We start from the raw sequence: 16,919 nt of genomic DNA on the forward strand, positions 1-16,919 counted from the left end.
GTCGCCTCGCTCAGTTCTTCTGCATCTTTTTCATCCAGCGCTTGCTTTCCATCCCCAGCAGGAAATCAAAAGCCTTCGGGCTGGCGCGCTTGATGTACCACAGGCGGCGTTCAGTCTTGTGCGGCAGCACCCAGAAACTCCCCTTGCGCACGGCACGGGCAACGTCTTCCGCCACATCGTCCGCGGTCACGCTGGAGCGCTGCATCAGCTTGTTCACGTTGTTCTGGATGCCCGGAATGCTCGAACGCATGCTCGAGGTCAGGTTTGTCTGGAAAAACGCCGGGCAGACCACACAGACGTTCACGCCGGTGTCGAGGAACTCATGGTTCATGGTCTCGGAAAGCGCGATGACGCCGGCCTTGGAGACGTTGTAGCTGCACATCAGCGGTGCCAGCATCAGCCCCGCCATGGAGGCAATGTTGACGATGGTGCCACTGCCCTGCTCTTTGAGGAGCGGTGTAAACACCTTGCAGCCCCGGACCACACCCATGACGTTGATGTCCAGGATCCACTCCCAGTCCGAGATGGTGGTGTCCTCGATGGAGCCTGCAGAGGCTACACCCGCGTTGTTGACGACCACGTCCACGCCACCCCAGCGCTCCACCAGGGCGTCCTTTGCCTTTTCAAGACTGTTGAGCCGGCGTACGTCGCATTCGAGGAAAAGTCCCTCGCCGCCGGCCTCGTTAATGGCACTTTCGGTTTCCACACCCTGTTCCGGCGTGATGTCGCCAATGCAAACCCGTGCGCCCTGGCGGGCGTAGTTCAGTGCCAGTGCCCGGCCGAGGCCACTGGCCCCGCCGGTGATGAATACCCGTTGGCTCATGCGTTGTCTTCCTTTGTTATCGGTATTTGGCCAGCTCAAGCCTTGCCACCATGGCCCGGTGCACCTCATCCGGCCCATCCGCCAGCCGCAGTGACCGCGCCGCGCCGTACATGGCGGCCAGCTCGTGGTCGTCACTGACGCCACCGCCACCGTGCATCTGGATGGCCTGGTCCACAATGGTACACAGCATCTCCGGAACCACGGCCTTGATCTGTGACACTTCGCTCAGTGCGCCGCCGACACCCTTGGTATCCAGCAGCCAGGCGGTCTTGAGCGTCAGCAGCCGCGCCTGTTCGATGTTCATGCGTGCCCGGGCGATGATGTCCGGATTACCGCCGAGCTTCGACAGCGGCTTACCGAAGGCTTCACGCGAGTTGGCCCGGCGGATCATCTTTTCCAGTGCCCGCTCAGCGGCACCGATGGCCCGCATGCAGTGGTGCACGCGGCCCGGCCCGAGCCGCCCCTGGGCAATCTCGAAACCGGCCCCCGGTGCCTTGATGATGGCACTCTTCGGCAGCCGGACGTTGTCGAAGCTCACTTCGCCGTGACCATGAGGGGCATCCTCATCCCCGAACACCTTCAGCATCCGCTCTACCTTTACACCGGGTGTGTCCTTCGGGACCACCACCATGGAATGGCGCTGGTGACGGTTGGCGTCCGGATCGGTCAGGCCCATGAAGATCAGCACCTGGCAGTTCGGGTGGCCGATACCCGTGCTCCACCACTTGCGCCCGTTCAGCACCACTTCATCGCCCTCGATGGTCGCGGTCGCCTCCATGTTGGTCGCATCCGAGGAGGCGACATCCGGCTCCGTCATGCAGAACGCCGAACGGATCTCGCCCGCCAGAAGCGGCTTGAGCCACCGCTCCTGCTGTTCCTCAGAGCCGTAGTAGTAGAGCACCTCCATGTTGCCGGTATCCGGCGCGTTGCAGTTGAAGATCTCCGGCGCTATGAAGCTGCGCCCGGTCTGCTCCGCGATCACCGCGTAATCGGCGTTGCTCAGCCCGGCGCCCAGGTCACTCTTGGGCAGGAACATGTTCCACAGCCCCTGGGCCTTCGCCTTGGCCTTGAGCTCTTCGATCACCGGCAGCACCACCCAGGGGTTGTCCAGGCTGTGCAGTTCGCGGAAATAATCCGCCTCGATGGGTTCAATCTCGTCTTTCATGAACTGACAGACCCGGTTGTAGAAATCCTGGCCTTTTTCTGAGAGCTCAAAGTCCATGGGGGACCTCCGGCTGCTTTCACAGGTGTCTGAGGGGGTGCTTCGGGGAGGCTTCTGCGGGAAGCTCTGGAGCCATGGATGGCGGAAGAGCAGCCTACATGGGTTTGCGCGCTCAAGCGCAAACGGGTTTACACGGAGGTAAACCCTGGACTTTTCAGCGGAGCAGGACAGCGCAGCTGAAAAGTACTCGTGGCGTTTCCCGCAGAAGCCTCCCCGAAGCACCCCTGCGCGATTGATACTGAAAGTGTAGAAACCTGTACCGGATAAGGCTACTGAATTATCCTCATTGCATGTTATGCAGAATACTAATACAGAGAGACACCCATCATGATCCCCGGTAACCGCCTAGACCTGAACCTCCTCACCGTCTTCATCACCATCTACCGCGAAGGCAGTCTCACCCGCGCCAGCGAGATCCTGCACCTCACCCAGCCCGCCGTCAGCCACTCCCTGGCACGGCTGCGCGAGCAGTTCGACGATGCCCTTTTCCGCCGCCAGGGCAACCGCATGGTGCCCACGCCCCTCGCCCAGCGCCTGGCCAGTTCCGTGCACCCGGCTCTGAGTGAGATTCACTCCGCCCTGAACGCCTTCCATGAATTCACCCCCGAGCAGCAGCCCAGGGTATTCAACATCGCGCTCAGGGATGTGCTCGAGGCGACCTTTCTGCCGCCGCTGATGCAGGAGATGACGCAGTATCCGGGGATCGAGGTGGTCAGCCAACGGGTGCCCCGACGGGAGATGGAGCAGCAGCTGGCGGCGGGCAAGCTGGATTTCGCGGTGGATGTCCTGCTGCCGGTGAGCGACCAGACCGCCCATGAACGCCTGCATGAGGACCGGCTGGTGGTGGTGGCGCGGCGGGGTTCGGCCATCGCCCGGCAGGGCATGACCCTCGAGCGTTACCTCGCCGCCGGCCATGTGCTGGTCTCATCCCGGGCCGAGGGTCAGGGGCTGGAGGACTTCGCACTCAGTGCCCGCGGGCATCGGCGCCGGATCGCACTACGCTGCCAGCATTATTTCGCAGCCTGCCGGGTGGCAGCTGAAACGGACCTGCTGGTGACCATGCCCGAGGCCTATGCGGACATCATCGGCCAGTACCTGGATGTCGCGCTTCTGGAGCCACCCGAAGGCATGCCGGAGGTGGATGTGCATCTCTACTGGCACCGCCAGCACGAACGTGAACCGGCTCTCAATTGGTTCCGGGAACGGCTCCACGCCCTGAAAACGCCCGGGGGATCAGGCGACCAGGGCCAGACCACCGAAGAGCAGACCTCCGGCCACCAGGGTACTCAGGAGAACCACTGAAAAGCCCCAGAGCAGGACCCTGGCTTCGCTGATGTGCGGCAGGGTGGCCCGGGCACTGCGGTAGAACGCCACCGTTCCCAGTACCGGCCCGCCCAGACCCATGAACAGCAGCCCGATCCCGAAACCGGCAAAGGTCCAGATGGCGATCAGGCGGGCGCGCTCGAACACACGCTCCTTCTCACCCATCCGGTCGAGGAAGAATCCGGCGCCCGCCCACATGAGTGCGAAGGTCAGGCCAACCAGAGCCAGTCCGATAACGAAGATAATCACGCGATAGAACACTAATGGTCACTCGGAATATAGGGGGACGGCAGCGTCTCGAACCCCGGTCTGGCCAGCAGATAGCCCTGGAAATAGCGGATCCCCATGCCACGGCACCACTGATACTCGGCCTCAGTCTCGACGCCTTCGGCAATGGTTGCAATACCGAGACGGTCATTCGTCAGCAGGACTCCCTCGATCACCGCCTGTTTGCGTGGATACTGCTCCACATCCCGGATGAGCGACATGTCCAGTTTCAGGTACTCCGGGGTGGTGTCCGTCAGCAGGTTCATCCGGGAATAACCGGCCCCGTAGTCATCCAGGGCAATGTCAAACCCCATCTCCTCATAGGCATCGATGATGCTGATCAGGTGATCGGTATCCGCAAGGTTCTCCACTTCCGTGAACTCGAAAACCAGCCGGCTGGTGTCGAAATCATACCTGTTCGCCGCCGCCAGCGTCGTCTGGATGCAGGTCTCCGCCCGGTACACCGCGTTGGGCATGAAATTGATACACAGCTTGGACGTCATGCCCAGCTCCGATGCCAGTTTCACCGCCTTGACCCGGCACGCCTGGTCAAACCGGTACATATTCTTGCGTGTCACCCGCCCGAGAACCTCCCCGGCCCCCTCGCCATTGAGACCGCGTACCAGCGCCTCGTGGGCCAGAATCCCGCCGGTGTCCGCATCCACAATTGGCTGGAATGCGAAGGAAAAATCAAAGTCCAGGCCAGCACCGCAGGCACAGTGCTCGCAGTGCGACTGGTCAAACAGCTCCTCTTCTTCCATACCCCTTCCCAAAAAAACGCTTCAGACGGTGAAACCGGTATTTACACGGATTCCTGCTCTGATTTCAGTATAGAACTTGCCACAGATACAAGAGCGCCTACAGTAAAAAATGTCACCCGGCGTCAAATCAGGATCTGACCATGGCCACCTCAAGCAAGCCCACACGCATCGCCGTCACCCCTGGCGACGGTATCGGACCCGATGTAATCCAGCAGTCCCTGCGTGCTCTGGACCATCTCAGGCAACAATACGATCTCCTGCTCGAATGGGATGTCTTCGAGTGGCCCTCGACAGAGTGGCACCGCCGCAACGGCGACATGATGCCGGCGGACGCCATGACCAGACTGGCCGGCTATGACGCCATTCTCCTGGGGGCTCTGGGTGACCCGGGACCCAGCCGGGACCCTCACCGCTATGTCCTCTCCGACAGTGTCTCTCTCAGCCCGCTGCTGCAGATGCGCAAGGGCTTTGACCAGTGGGTCTGCGAGCGCCCGGCGCACCAGCTCAAGGGCGCCCGGCAGTACCTGGCCGACCCGCGCGCAGCGGATACGGACATGCTGGTCATCCGCGAGAACAGTGAAGGTGAGTACGTCGGCCAGGGTGGACGGCTGCGCCAGGGCCAGCCCGGCGAAATCGCTACCCAGACGGAAATTTTCACGCGCTTCGCCACCGAAAGGATCATCCGCTTTGGCTTTGAACGGGCCCGCAAGCGTGCCGGTGAACGCCATGAAACCGGTAAACCCCGGACCTTCGGGAATCCTGATGGGGAACAGCTGGAAAGCCAGGTCTGTCTGATCACCAAGCGCAACGCCCTGCGCCATTGGGGGGATATGTACACCGAGGTATTCGCGGAGGTCGCCAAGGACTACCCGGATGTGGCCACCCACCACGAACTGGTGGACGCCGCCTGCATGAAGTTCGTCCAGGCCCCCTGGGCCTTCGACGTCGTGGTTGCCAGCAACCTCCAGGGCGACATCCTGACGGATCTTGCGGCGGTCATCTCCGGGGGGTTGGGCGTGGCGCCTTCATGCAACCTCAACCCGGACGACCGCAGCCAGCCCTCCATGTTCGAGCCCACTCACGGCAGCGCCCCGGATATCGCGGGCCAGAACAGAGCTGACCCGACCGCCATGCTGTTCACAACAGCGCGCATGCTGGACTGGCTGGGAGAGGAGCGGCCGGCACTGGCACGTGCTGGCCACGCACTGTACAGCGCCGTGGCCGCCGACCTGGCGGAACACGGACACGAAGAGCGCACCACTGATGCTCTAGGCGACGCGATCCTGGCACGACTGGGCGGTCAGTGACCGCCCGGAACCTCATCGGTTGGGGACGTACCCGGATGCCTTATCAACCACGTTGAAAAAGTCGCGCCCCGCCACCCAGTTGTCGAGGTTATCGAAGAACTGCTCGGTCAGCGCTTTCTTCCAGCCGATGAAATCACCCGCCATGTGGGCGGTCATGGTCACATTCTCCATGGCCCAGAGCGGGTGATCGGAGGGCAGCGGCTCCTCCTCGAACACATCCAGCCCCGCGCCGGCGATTTCGCCGCTCTGCAGTGCCTCCACCAGTGCCTGGGTATCCACGATGGGCCCGCGACCGATGTTGATCAGCCGGGCCGTCGGCTTCATGGCCTGGAAGGCTTTCGCATCAAACAGTTTCTCCGTTGCCGGCGTCAGCGGCGCGGCAATCACCACGTAATCGGCCAGACCGAGCTGCTCGGGGATCGCGGCATTGTCGTGGACGGCCTCGAAATCGGGGTCATCACTGCGGGCCCGGCGGGCCACACCGTGCGCCTCCATGCCCACGGCCGTCACCAGGCGCCCGATCTGGCGCCCGATTGAGCCCGCCCCCACGACCAGAACACGCGATCCCTGAGCCCGCTCGGTGTCCCGGTGCTGCCACTGGTGGGCCATCTGCAGCCGGATCGAGTGCGGAAAGTCCTTGGCGAACATCAGGATGGTGCAGAGCACGTATTCGGCAATGCTGCGGTCAAAGATGCCCTGGGCATTGGTAACGGTGACCCCACTGTTGACCAGCTCCGGAAACATCAGCGCATCCACCCCGGCACTGGTTGCATGGATCCACTCCAGGCTCTCTGCCGAGGGCCAGGCCTCGCGCAGGGCATCGGTGCGGAAATCGGTCACCATCATGATGCGGGTACCCGGCAGTGTCTGTCGCAGGGTATCGGCATCCCAGGCAAAACGGACCTCGGCCCGTTCGAACAGTGGGTCCAGCCCCGGCGGACGCTCCTCGTCCGGCGCTGTAAGGACGGTGATCACGGGGCGTGTCTCGGTGCTGGCCATGGTGCTCTCCTGCTGATTGGCGTCCTCTCAGGGTAGAGCCTCAATCCACGTAATGCCATGCTCAGGGTGCGCCACACCAGAGTCTCGCTTTACGGGATTACCCTTACCTGTTCTTGCTTTCCACCCCTATCTTGGCCATTGTGGTTGATGTCCGATTGTTTGAACTCATTGATGTATGGGAGAGCGGTTAATGGCTACGTCGGCAGGCAAGGCAGTACCCGAGAGCGCGCCCAAGCGTAAGCTGACCTATCGCAAGACCAAGGCCCGCTGGCATCCCTCGATGCAGGCGATACCGGTGCCGGGCATCCGCCGCATGGTCAACATGGCCGCGGAAATGGATGATGTCATCCATCTGTCCATCGGCCAGCCGGACCTGCCTACCCCCAAGCACGTGACCGACGCTATGGTGGATTCCATCCAGGCGGGCCAGACCGGCTATACCATGGACGCCGGCCTGCCGGAACTGCTGGTGGCGCTGCGTGACTATTACGGAAACCGTTACGGCCGCAAGCTCTCCACCGAGAACATCCTGGTGACCAGCGGAGCAACCGAGGCCATGTACCTGGCGCTCTCAGCCACCGCCGCGCCCGGGCGCCAGTTCCTGGTGGTGGATCCATCATTTCTGCTGTACGCACCGCTCATCCGAATGAACGGTGGCGAGGTGAAGTTCATCCCCACGCGTCCTGAAAACGGCCATCAGCTCGATCCGGACGACATCATCAAGAACATCAGCATGCGTACCTTCGCGGTGGTGCTGAACTCCCCGAACAATCCGACAGGGGCGGTCTACCCCAAGTCCACCATTGAACGGATCGTCGAGGAATGCGCCTTCCGGGGCATCCAGGTCTTCAGTGACGAGGTCTACGACCACCTGGTGCTGGACGACGAGGAGTATTCCAGCGTACTCAGCTGCGGGACGGATCTGGACCACCTGATGTGCATCTCCAGCTTCTCGAAGACCTACAGTATGGCGGGGCTGCGTGTGGGCTGGATCATCTCCAGCCAGGGTGCGATCAAGAAACTGAGGCGCTACCATATGTTCACCACATCGGTGGCGAACACACCAGCCCAGTTCGCCGGCGTGGCAGCCCTGGAGGGCGACCAGCAGAGCGTACGGGACATGATCGAGATCTACCGCGAGCGGCGGGACCTGATCGTCGATCTGGTGAACCAGACACCGTATCTGACCGGCTATAAGCCCAATGGCGGTTTCTTCATCTTCCCGGACCTGCCGGATCATGTGGACGCCTCGGACCTGTGTCTGCGTATGCTCAAGGAGACCGGTGTCTGCGCGGTTCCCGGCGACGCCTTTGGGGAACACTGCACCAACTCGATCCGGTTCTCGTTCTCCACCACGAGCGAGCGGATCCAGGAAGCCTTTGAGCGCATCATCCCCTGGATGAAGAAACAGAACCTGTGACAGAGATAAGGACTCCGATGAAACGGATTGCCAGAACCGCCCTTCTGGTGCTGCTGCCGGCCTTCGCCGGTGGCTGCGCCAGCTTCTCCCCCTACAGCGTGGATGAGTCCACCGTAGAGAAACACATCAGTGAACGGATCACGGATTTTTCCCGGGATCTCAGCGACCGCGGCCTCCCCATCACACTGGAACTGACCAGCGCCGATGTGGCCATTGGCCCGGAAGATCGGGATGTGGCCGTGGTCGATTTCGGTGGGCGCGCCGTTCTCCAAGCGCCAAGGATCCCCATTGACCTGAATTTCAGCGTCGAGGGCACGCCGGTCTATGAGGCGGAGGAAAAGGCCATTTACATCCGCAATCTCAAGGTGCTGTCCACCAACGTGGAAGCTGCAGGCAGCGCGTTTGACCTCTCGCCCATTACCGGAACCCTGTCGGACATTGCCTCGCAGTTCCTTAACGAACGCCCGGTCTACCGGCTGGATGAGGCGGACACTGGCGCCCGGCTCTTCGGTATGATGAACCTGCGTATCGACGTCCAGCCCGGCCGACTGGTTCTGGTGCCCGCCGGCTCCGGGGATGACGTGCAGCGTTCAATCCGGTAGCTGACGCTTCACCAGCCAGGCGAAATACGCGCCCTGCTGTTGTCAGCGGTAGAACACCGCCAGCCAGACCGTCACAGTCTCCGGGTCAGTCCAGCTGACCCGGTGCCTTGAATGGGCGGGAATCGTCAGGTGGTCGCCTTTCTTCAGGTGGATCTCCGGGCCCTGCTCAAACAGCACAGTTCCCGCGCCCTCCAACACCAGGACCCATTCGTGTTCGTCCTGATCGTACCAGCCGTAGTCTGGTGAGGTATGGCCTCTTGAGACAATCCGCTCGATACGGACGTGGCTCGCCTCAAGAATGGATTCAAATGCCTCGCCGTCGAGCGTCTGCGGAAGGGATGACAGCAGATTATCCATCAGGCGTCCACGAGATGCTGATTCAGCTTTTCCCGGATATCGTCGGGGATGGCCAATGCAGTTTCGGTCTCATAATCGAAATGGATCAGAACGGCAACGCCCCGGGCTACCTGAGTGTCACCCTGCCAGGCTTCCTGAACAACATGGAACGAGGAATTGCCGATTTTCCCGATGCCGGTACGGATCGTCACAGGCGTGCCCCAATAGCTCTGGGCTTTGAGATCAACCTCCAGCCGCGCAATGATCAGCGGCCAGTGCTCAAAATCCAGCGAGGAGTGGAAAATCCGGAAAACCGGCATCCGCGCCTGCTCGAACCATACCGGAAAGGCGGTGTTGCTGATGTGGCCCAGCGCATCGGTTTCGTTGAACCGGGGTTCGATTTCATGGTGAAACATCCAGAGTCTCCTTATGGCGGTTGAGCGTCAGAACGCTGACCAGCGTATAGGATTCACAATACCTGTCCACTACAGAAGCCGGGGATCTTACATGGCACGTATTTCAACACGTAAACAGCTGGCCGGTCTGGCAGCCTGGATTGCCCTCATGCTGGCGGTGGCGGTCCTTGGCGCCGTGGCGTCCGTCAACGCCAGCGGGTTCTATCAGTCATTGACCCAGCCCGCCTGGGCACCGCCGGCCGCCTGGTTCGGCCCGGCCTGGACCACGCTCTATACCCTGATGGCGGTCGCAGTCTGGCTCGTCTGGCGTCGCTCGGGTTTCCGCGGCGCGCCCAAGGCACTAACGCTTTTCCTGGTCCAACTGGTCCCCAATGCGCTCTGGAGCTGGCTGTTCTTTGTCTGGCACCTTGGAGCCTGGTCCTTCGCCACTGTTGTGCTGCTCTGGCTGATGATCCTGGCCACCCTGATCAGCTTCCTGCGCGCCCACCGACTGGCGGGCCTGATGCTGCTGCCCTACCTGCTCTGGGTCAGCCTGGCGGTGGCTCTGAACTACACCGTCTGGCAGCTCAACCCGGTGACCCTGGGCTGACGTCCGTACCTCTACTAATTAGCTCCCTAAGCACTGCTTTCTTACCAGTGCTAGAATGGCCGTTTTGATCCGGAGACCCTTTGCATGCCACAGATGCAGCTGGCCATTCTGCTGGGGATGACCGTAGCCCTGGGCCCCCTGGCACTGGATGCCTACCTGCCCGCGTTTCCAACCATCGCGCGGGAGTTCGGCACTGAGAATGCGGACGTGGGACTCACCCTGAGCGCCTACGTTGCGACTCTCGGGCTGGCCCAGCTGGTCGGCGGCCCTCTCTCAGATCGGTATGGCCGGCAGCGCATCCTGTTCAGTGGGTTGGCGTTATTCGCAGGCTCAGCCCTGATGGTTGCCCAGGCCGGCTCCCTGACGGAAATGCTCGCCTGGCGCGCCAGCCAGGGCATCGGGGGCGCGCTCTGCGCCGTCTCCGTACCAGCACTGGTGCGGGACCAGGCGGAGGGCGCGGATTCAGCGAGGCTGTTCGGGCTCATTGGGCTCATCATGTTCATTGCGCCGGCGGCGGCGCCGTCCCTTGGAACCCTGCTTCTGACGCTCAGCGGCTGGCAAACCATCTTCGTCATGCTCGCGGGCTATGCAGCGCTGCTTGCACTGCTGCTGCACTTTGCGCTGTTCCGGCGGCTCACGCCCAGGCAACGCGATCGTACGCCCGTGCATACACTGGTCACCAACTACCTGCTGGTACTCAGGCATCCTGCCACCATGCGCTTCGTCGCGCTCCAGGCCCTGGCTTTCAGCGCTATGCTGGTGTTCATCACCAACGCCTCCTTCATCTACCAGGAATGGTTCGGCCTCTCCAACACTCTCTTTTCGGCGCTCTTCGCCGCCAACATAGGGGCCATGGCCGTCTTCAGCCTGGTCAATCGACGGCTGCTGCTGCACTTCCAGGGGGTCCTCCTGTTGCGGGTCTATGTGTTCATCCAGGCCACAGCTATCGCACTCCTGGTGGCCTGTGCCCTGGCCGGTGCCCCCTACTGGGCGGTGGCCGCCTGCATCATTGTGGCCACGGGCTGCATGGGAGCCCTGGTTCCCAACAACATGGCGAATGCACTGGAATTCTTCCCGCGGCTGGGCGGCACCGCCTCGGCAATGCTGGGCGCCTCCCAGTTCACCATTGCGGGTCTCATCAGTGCGGGTTCAGCCGCCATCAGCGGCGGCTCACTGGTGCCGATCGTGCTGGTCATGGCAGCCTGTTCAACGGGCTGTGTCCTGCTGGCAGCCGGGGCCCCGGCTGCGGTCAAACGCGCAAAGGAGATGGCGGTATGACGATCTGGGTGGATGCCGACGCCTGCCCCGTGCCCATACGGGAGATTCTCTACCGGGCGGTGAAGCGGACCGGCATGCGGCTGGTCCTGGTGGCCAACCAACCGATTCCTGCTCCTTCACTGCCCAGCATCGAACACATGCAGGTGCGCTCCGGCTATGACGAAGCGGATAATGAGATCGTGCGTCTTATCGAATCCGGCGACCTGTTGATCACCGCCGACATCCCGCTGGCTGCAGAGGCCATGGAGAAGGGCGCAACCGCCCTGACCCCCCGCGGCGAGCTCTACACCCGTGACAGCATCCGCAGCCGCCTGAACATGCGCGACTTCATGGACACCATGCGCGCCAGCGGCATCCAGAGCGGTGGCCCGCCCCCACTTGGTCAGCGTGAGAAGCAGGCCTTCGGCAACCAGCTGGACCGCTGGCTGCAACAACAGAAGACATAACCCTCAGAGGCCGTCCAGCCAACGCTGGAAAACATCCATGGCAAGGGGCTCCAGCTGCGGCAGGTACTGCACTGCATTCAGCGGAAAGCCCGGTACTCCATGAGCTCATCCACCACGCCCGGGTCAGCCAGAGTCGATGTATCGCCCAGATTGTCCGTCTCGTTGGAGGCGATCTTGCGCAGAATACGGCGCATGATCTTACCCGAGCGGGTCTTGGGCAGCCCCGGCGCCCACTGGATCACATCCGGCGTGGCAATGGGGCCGATCCGCTGGCGCACCCACTGCACCAGCTCATCACGCAGCGCATCCGTGGGTTCCTCCCCCTTCATGAGCGTGACGTAAACGTAGATCCCCTCACCCTTGACGTCATGCGGATACCCCACAACCGCCGCCTCGGCCACCTTGTCATGGGCCACCAGAGCACTCTCCACTTCCGCGGTACCCAGCCGGTGGCCGGAGACATTGAGCACGTCATCGACACGGCCAGTGATCCAGTAGTCGCCATCCTCGTCGCGCTTGGCGCCGTCACCGGTGAAGTAAACGCCGTCATAGGTGCTGAAGTAGGTCTTGATGAAGCGTTCATGGTCCCCGAAGATGGTGCGCATCTGGGCGGGCCAGCTGTCCTTGATGACCAGATTGCCGCCTGTGGCGCCCTCCAGTTCATTACCCTCGCTGTCGAAGAGCGCGGGCTGAACCCCGAAGAAGGGACGGGTGGCCGAACCGGGCTTGAGTTCCATCGCCCCGGGCAATGGCCCGATCATCACCCCACCGGTCTCGGTCTGCCACCAGGTGTCCACGATCGGTGCCTGCTCGTTACCGATCACCCGGTAGAACCATTCCCAGGCCTGGGGGTTGATGGGCTCACCGGCGGTTCCCAGCAGTCTCAGGCTGGCCCGGGAGGTTCCATCCATCACATGATCACCGCCCGCCATGAGCGCACGGATGCCCGTGGGGGCGGTATAGAGCGTCGCCACCTGGTGTTTGTCGACGATCCGCCCGAGACGGGATTCATCCGGGTAGGTGGGGATACCCTCATAAAGCAGGGTCGTGGCGCCGTTCGCCAGTGGGCCGTACAGCGTGTAACTGTGCCCGGTGATCCAGCCCACGTCGGCGGTGCACCAGAACACATCCCCCGGGCGGTAGTCGAACACGTACTCGTGGGTGATGCTGGTGTAGACCATGTAGCCCCCGGTGGTGTGGAGCACCCCCTTGGGGGCCCCGGTTGAACCGGAGGTGTAGAGCATGAACAGCGGATCCTCGGCGTTCATCTCCTCGGGCTCACACCAGGGCTCCGCCTCTTCCATAAGGCCGTTGAAATCCACATCACGGCTGTCATGCCACTGCATGGCCCCACCGGTATAACCCAGCACGACGACGCGTTCGACCACATTGGCCGCCGGCTCCTCCAGCGCCTGGTCCACATTGCTCTTGAGGGGAATGCGCCTGCCACCCCGAACGCCCTCGTCCGCGGTGATCACGAAGCGGGAGCCACCGTTGCCGATGCGTGCCGCGAGCGCCTCGGGAGAAAAACCCGCGAAAACCACCGAATGGATGGCGCCGATGCGGGCGCAGGCCAGCATGGCCACAGCGGTTTCCACGATCATGGGCATGTAGAGGGTCACCACGTCCCCTTTTTTCACGCCCAGGCCTTTCAGGGCATTGGCAAAGCGGCAGGTCTTTTCGTGCAGTTCGCGGTAGCTCACATAACGGGAGACATCGGGCTCGTCCCCCTCGAAGATGATCGCCGTCTGATCGCCTTTGTCCGCCAGATGGCGGTCCAGGCAGTTGACCGAGGCGTTGAGGGTGCCGTCCTCAAACCAGCGGATACTGAGGTTATTGCGGTCAAAACTGGTGTTCTTGACTTTCGTGTAGGGGCGCATCCAGTCGATGCGCTTACCATGCCTGCCCCAGAAACCATCAGGATCCTCAATGGATTCCCGGTACATGGCTTCGTACTGCTCCCTGTTGATATGGGCGTTCTTCATGGAATCACTGATGGGATAGACACTGTCCGCAGCCATGGCGGTTCTCCTTCGGTGGGGGATACCATGACTGTATGACAGCTGAACGGCGCTTGCCACCAGCGCCGTTCAATCAGGCAACGCGCCGGCGGTTGCGGCGCTGTTTCATCCGGTAGAGTTTGCGTTCCTTCAGGGCATACCCGTTAAGGCCGGCCAGGTGCACACTGCGGATATAGCGGCGCCAGTTGATACGCCGCGCATCCACGGGAAAGAGGCGGCGGTCCTCATCCCCCATCCGCTGCGCCATCTCCAGCAGCCGGTCATTATGGAAGGTGTAGTCCGGGCAGGAATAGAAACCGAAAGTTGTAGCCAGTTTCATGGTCGTCTGGAAATGCTCTACCGTTTTCAGCTCGGCATCACGACCCAGCCACTGAAGCCCCCGGCGGACCGCATTGACCGGAATACCGGCACCCCAGCTGACGGTATTGAACAGGCGCCGGTTCACAGCCAGGAAAGGCAGCTTCGGTTTCTGGTAGAACAGGTGGTCATAGGCCTGATGGTTTTCCCTGGCTTCCGTCATGACATGGTTGATGAACTCATCCAGCCGCAGCGGGTTGGATGAGCCACTGCAGCACTGGTAGATGCGCTGCCGACCCGGCGATTGCAACTGTTCCGCCAGCGAGAGGATGATGCCATTGGCCACGAGATCCGCCGGGATGACGTCGATCACGCCCCGCCGGCGCCCGGGGAAGAACATGACGTTGCCCCGGGCATAGGCCATGATGACGGCATCCGCCACCTTCACACCCTCGACCCAGCCGGGTACCGGTTCCTCCAGTGTGCTCTCAACAATCGAGGGGCGCAGAATGGTTACCGAGCCACCACGCAGGTTGCGGGCCAGGAGTTGCTCGCCGATCCACTTGGTCAGGGTATAGGTGTCGTTCCAACCAAGACGGTTGGCCTCCCGGATCCCGAGATTGACCAGTTCCTCCTGGAGTTTCTGCCCGCTGTAGCGGCTGCGCAGATCCGCAATACGATCCTGGAGGGTGACGATCAGATCCTCGACACGGCAGGTCCCGTCCGGGTCCCGGGTGATCCCCCGACCGGCGGGTGTGACCAGCTCCTCGTGGCGGTGGCCACGGTTGTAGCCGTTCACGTAGCAGGTGGAAACCTGCACCAGTGGTATGTCCCCGGCCTCCTGCACAAACTCGGTGACATTACGCAGGCTCAGCGCGTTGATCGCCAGGGCCTGGTCCAGCGGCTCACGGAAGTCCACGCTCGCAGCCACATTGATGACACCGTCGGTTTCCGCCGCCAGTTCCTGGAAGCGGGCGCGGGTCATGCCAAAGCAGGGTTCCGTAATCTCGCCGGTCACGCACTGGATCCGGCTGTCCAGAAAGGTATCCAGCCGCTCCGGCTCGTCCACACGCAGCCGGTCAAAGACGGAGGCGGTCGCCACTTCGTTTGCAAACCGTTCGCTGGCGGTGCCATGACGCCGATTGCCGCGTATCAGCAGCGTTATGCCACCGATGTCCGGCACCGCACGGATCAGTTTCTCCAGCACCACCTTGCCGACGAACCCCGTCACACCCGTGATCAGTACCCGTTTGCCCTGGAGTTCACCGAGCACACTGGACTCACTGGCTGCGGCATTGGCCTGTTCCGATTCCATGGTCACCTCCCTGAAAGTGAGTCTCGGGGTTGCGGTCAAGACCTGAGTGTAACATTGAGCAGGATCTGATCACCCCCTGAAACGTGATCGCTTTCCCGCAATCAGTAAAGGGATGGTTACCCCGGACCAGAGTCTTCCGTAGCCGGCTCTCCCGAGGCGTCCGCCCCGGCGCCCAGCGCCCTGCCCTCCTCCGGCCGCAGCCCCTCTGGCGGAGCCACAACCCGCGCCAGCTGCCGGAAATGTTCGGAGGCGGCCCGCCGCACCGTGACCGGAGCTTCTTCCCAGTTCATCGCCGCCAGGCCCGTCTGGAGCGCTTCCACCGCATCCTCGTCCACGGACTCCCCGAGGGTCTCGAGTATCCCGGTAATCAGACGGTACCGGCTCAGCGGATCGCCCTGGGAACGGTGCAAGCGCTCACCCAGTGAGGCAAGCCATTCACGGTTACTGCCAGTCGCCACCGCCTTCTGTGGCTGCTGTTCACTGCGCTGCTGGTGGCGCCGGCGGACCAGCCGTCCCCAATACCGGGCAAACCCATTGGCCGGCGCGACGCCCTGGGAGCAGCGCACCGCCAGCATGTCGGCCAGAGTCCAGAACTGGCGGCAGGAAGGGTCACTGTCATCCATCATCGCGACGGGACGCTGGGTGCTGATGGACTGGGCTATGGTCTCGTCCCGCCAGATGGCGCCCAGATAGTGCAGCTGGACGCCGATATACCGGGAGACAGCGGTCGAAAAACGGCGGTAGACGGTCTGTGCCTCGGTAGCTCCGCGTGCCATGTTGACGATGACACTGGGTGTGCGCCGGTATCCCTTGCGGTGAAGCACCTTGACCAGGGAGAACGCATCGGTGAGAGACGTCGGATCCGGCGTGATCACAAGCGCCGCCAGATGGGAGGCGGCGACCATGTGCAGCGCGGGAGTGCTCAGGCCAGCAGCGGTATCGATGATGACACGGTCATAGCCCTGCTCAAGCGTCCTGAGCTGCGCCAGGAAATCTTCGCGCCGTGCGCTGTCCAGCTCCAGGCACCCCGGCACCCCGGATGCTCCTGGCAGCAGATCCAGATTCTCGGTGACCGGTAGCAGCACCTCATCCAGGGTCCGCTCCCCCAGCACCACGTGCTCCAGCGTCATGCCGGGATAGACCCCCAGCATCACGTTCACGTTGGCGAGTTCCACATCGCCGTCCAGAAGCAGCGTACGATAGCCCTGGCGCGCCAGGACCAGAGCCAGGTTGAGAGCCACCTGGGTCTTGCCCACACCACCCTTGCCCCCGGTGATCGCGAGGGTGAGCGGGACCCGGGAACCGGATTCCGGGCGGTCAACTGCGCTGGAGCTGTTGTTATGATTCATTCCGACACCGCAGATACTGCCAACCGCATCGGATCATTGTACGCCGGCTGACCAGTCCGGGACAGTCCCGCCCCGCACTGAAGCAGGGGCACAACCAGACTGTTCGGCGTATTTGTTGGAGTGCATGCTGAACTGACAGCTACAAATC

17 protein-coding genes are annotated in these 16,919 nt (G+C 62.3%); 7 read left to right on the forward strand and 10 right to left on the reverse strand.

Annotation, left to right across the window (positions count from 1 at the left end):
• Positions 1–10: 10 nt before the first annotated feature.
• A complete protein-coding gene (locus GLW01_RS06170; RefSeq protein ID WP_160898525.1) occupies positions 11–823 on the reverse strand; it encodes an SDR family oxidoreductase in 813 nt (270 codons plus the stop codon).
• Between the two features lie 16 nt (positions 824–839).
• The gene (locus GLW01_RS06175; protein WP_160898526.1) at positions 840–2,045 is read right to left on the reverse strand and encodes an acyl-CoA dehydrogenase family protein; all 1,206 of its coding nucleotides are present in this window, start codon (positions 2,043–2,045) and stop codon (positions 840–842) included.
• A 327-nt stretch (positions 2,046–2,372) separates the two neighbouring features.
• On the opposite strand from GLW01_RS06175, the gene GLW01_RS06180 reads away from it, so the two are divergent.
• On the forward strand, positions 2,373–3,347 hold the full coding sequence (locus GLW01_RS06180; RefSeq protein ID WP_202405601.1) for a LysR family transcriptional regulator: 975 nt from the start codon (positions 2,373–2,375) through the stop codon (positions 3,345–3,347).
• On the opposite strand, the gene GLW01_RS06185 is transcribed toward GLW01_RS06180, so the two are convergent.
• Together GLW01_RS06185 and GLW01_RS06190 are read right to left on the reverse strand one after the other, a co-directional pair.
• Positions 3,279–3,629 (reverse strand): hypothetical protein, encoded by a 351-nt coding sequence (locus tag GLW01_RS06185; protein WP_160898527.1) that lies wholly within the window; start codon positions 3,627–3,629, stop codon positions 3,279–3,281. The two genes, GLW01_RS06180 and GLW01_RS06185, sit on opposite strands and share 69 nt — an antisense overlap.
• Entirely contained in the window at positions 3,629–4,396 is a 768-nt protein-coding gene (locus tag GLW01_RS06190; RefSeq protein WP_192497385.1) for an EAL domain-containing protein, read from the reverse strand. The genes GLW01_RS06185 and GLW01_RS06190 overlap by 1 nt, the downstream gene beginning before the upstream one ends.
• A gap of 140 nt (positions 4,397–4,536) precedes the next feature.
• Between GLW01_RS06190 and GLW01_RS06195 the strand changes: the two genes are divergently transcribed.
• On the forward strand, positions 4,537–5,703 hold the full coding sequence (locus tag GLW01_RS06195; RefSeq protein ID WP_160898528.1) for an isocitrate/isopropylmalate dehydrogenase family protein: 1,167 nt from the start codon (positions 4,537–4,539) through the stop codon (positions 5,701–5,703).
• 12 nt (positions 5,704–5,715) lie between these two features.
• Here GLW01_RS06195 and GLW01_RS06200 read toward each other — a convergent pair whose 3' ends face one another.
• On the reverse strand, positions 5,716–6,702 hold the full coding sequence (locus GLW01_RS06200; protein ID WP_160898529.1) for a D-2-hydroxyacid dehydrogenase: 987 nt from the start codon (positions 6,700–6,702) through the stop codon (positions 5,716–5,718).
• 190 nt (positions 6,703–6,892) lie between these two features.
• On the opposite strand from GLW01_RS06200, the gene GLW01_RS06205 reads away from it, so the two are divergent.
• Positions 6,893–8,122, forward strand: a complete 1,230-nt coding sequence (locus GLW01_RS06205) for a pyridoxal phosphate-dependent aminotransferase (RefSeq protein WP_151441266.1) — start codon at positions 6,893–6,895, stop codon at positions 8,120–8,122.
• 17 nt (positions 8,123–8,139) lie between these two features.
• A complete protein-coding gene (locus GLW01_RS06210; RefSeq protein ID WP_160898530.1) occupies positions 8,140–8,724 on the forward strand; it encodes a DUF1439 domain-containing protein in 585 nt (194 codons plus the stop codon).
• Positions 8,725–8,766: 42 nt separating this feature from the next.
• Here the strand turns inward: GLW01_RS06210 and GLW01_RS06215 are convergent, their stop codons facing one another.
• Together GLW01_RS06215 and GLW01_RS06220 are read right to left on the reverse strand one after the other, a co-directional pair.
• Positions 8,767–9,081 carry a cupin domain-containing protein gene (locus GLW01_RS06215; RefSeq protein WP_151441268.1) on the reverse strand — a complete coding sequence of 105 codons (315 nt, stop codon included), beginning with the start codon at positions 9,079–9,081 and terminating at the stop codon, positions 8,767–8,769.
• Entirely contained in the window at positions 9,081–9,476 is a 396-nt protein-coding gene (locus tag GLW01_RS06220) for an acyl-CoA thioesterase (RefSeq protein WP_151441269.1), read from the reverse strand. The genes GLW01_RS06215 and GLW01_RS06220 overlap by 1 nt, the downstream gene beginning before the upstream one ends.
• A gap of 91 nt (positions 9,477–9,567) precedes the next feature.
• Between GLW01_RS06220 and GLW01_RS06225 the strand changes: the two genes are divergently transcribed.
• The 3 genes from GLW01_RS06225 (at position 9,568) to GLW01_RS06235 (ending at position 11,789) form a co-directional block, all read left to right on the forward strand.
• A complete protein-coding gene (locus tag GLW01_RS06225) occupies positions 9,568–10,065 on the forward strand; it encodes a tryptophan-rich sensory protein (protein ID WP_160898531.1) in 498 nt (165 codons plus the stop codon).
• A gap of 84 nt (positions 10,066–10,149) precedes the next feature.
• Entirely contained in the window at positions 10,150–11,343 is a 1,194-nt protein-coding gene (locus GLW01_RS06230; protein WP_160898532.1) for a multidrug effflux MFS transporter, read from the forward strand.
• A complete protein-coding gene (locus tag GLW01_RS06235) occupies positions 11,340–11,789 on the forward strand; it encodes a YaiI/YqxD family protein (protein WP_160898533.1) in 450 nt (149 codons plus the stop codon). Before GLW01_RS06230 ends, GLW01_RS06235 begins: the two co-directional genes overlap by 4 nt.
• A gap of 77 nt (positions 11,790–11,866) precedes the next feature.
• Here the strand turns inward: GLW01_RS06235 and acs are convergent, their stop codons facing one another.
• From acs to GLW01_RS06250, 3 genes are all read right to left on the reverse strand, one after another.
• Entirely contained in the window at positions 11,867–13,810 is a 1,944-nt protein-coding gene (acs, locus tag GLW01_RS06240) for an acetate--CoA ligase (protein WP_160898534.1), read from the reverse strand.
• Positions 13,811–13,883: 73 nt separating this feature from the next.
• Positions 13,884–15,422: a fatty acyl-CoA reductase gene (locus GLW01_RS06245; protein ID WP_151441274.1), complete on the reverse strand. Its 1,539-nt coding sequence runs from the start codon at positions 15,420–15,422 to the stop codon at positions 13,884–13,886.
• Between the two features lie 116 nt (positions 15,423–15,538).
• Positions 15,539–16,771, reverse strand: coding sequence for an AAA family ATPase (locus GLW01_RS06250; protein ID WP_160898535.1), 1,233 nt, complete (start codon positions 16,769–16,771; stop codon positions 15,539–15,541).
• Positions 16,772–16,919: the final 148 nt, after the last annotated feature.

The sequence above is a fragment of the Vreelandella halophila genome (genome assembly GCF_009856365.1).
Classification (GTDB): Bacteria; Pseudomonadota; Gammaproteobacteria; order Pseudomonadales; family Oleiphilaceae; genus Halospina; species Halospina utahensis_B.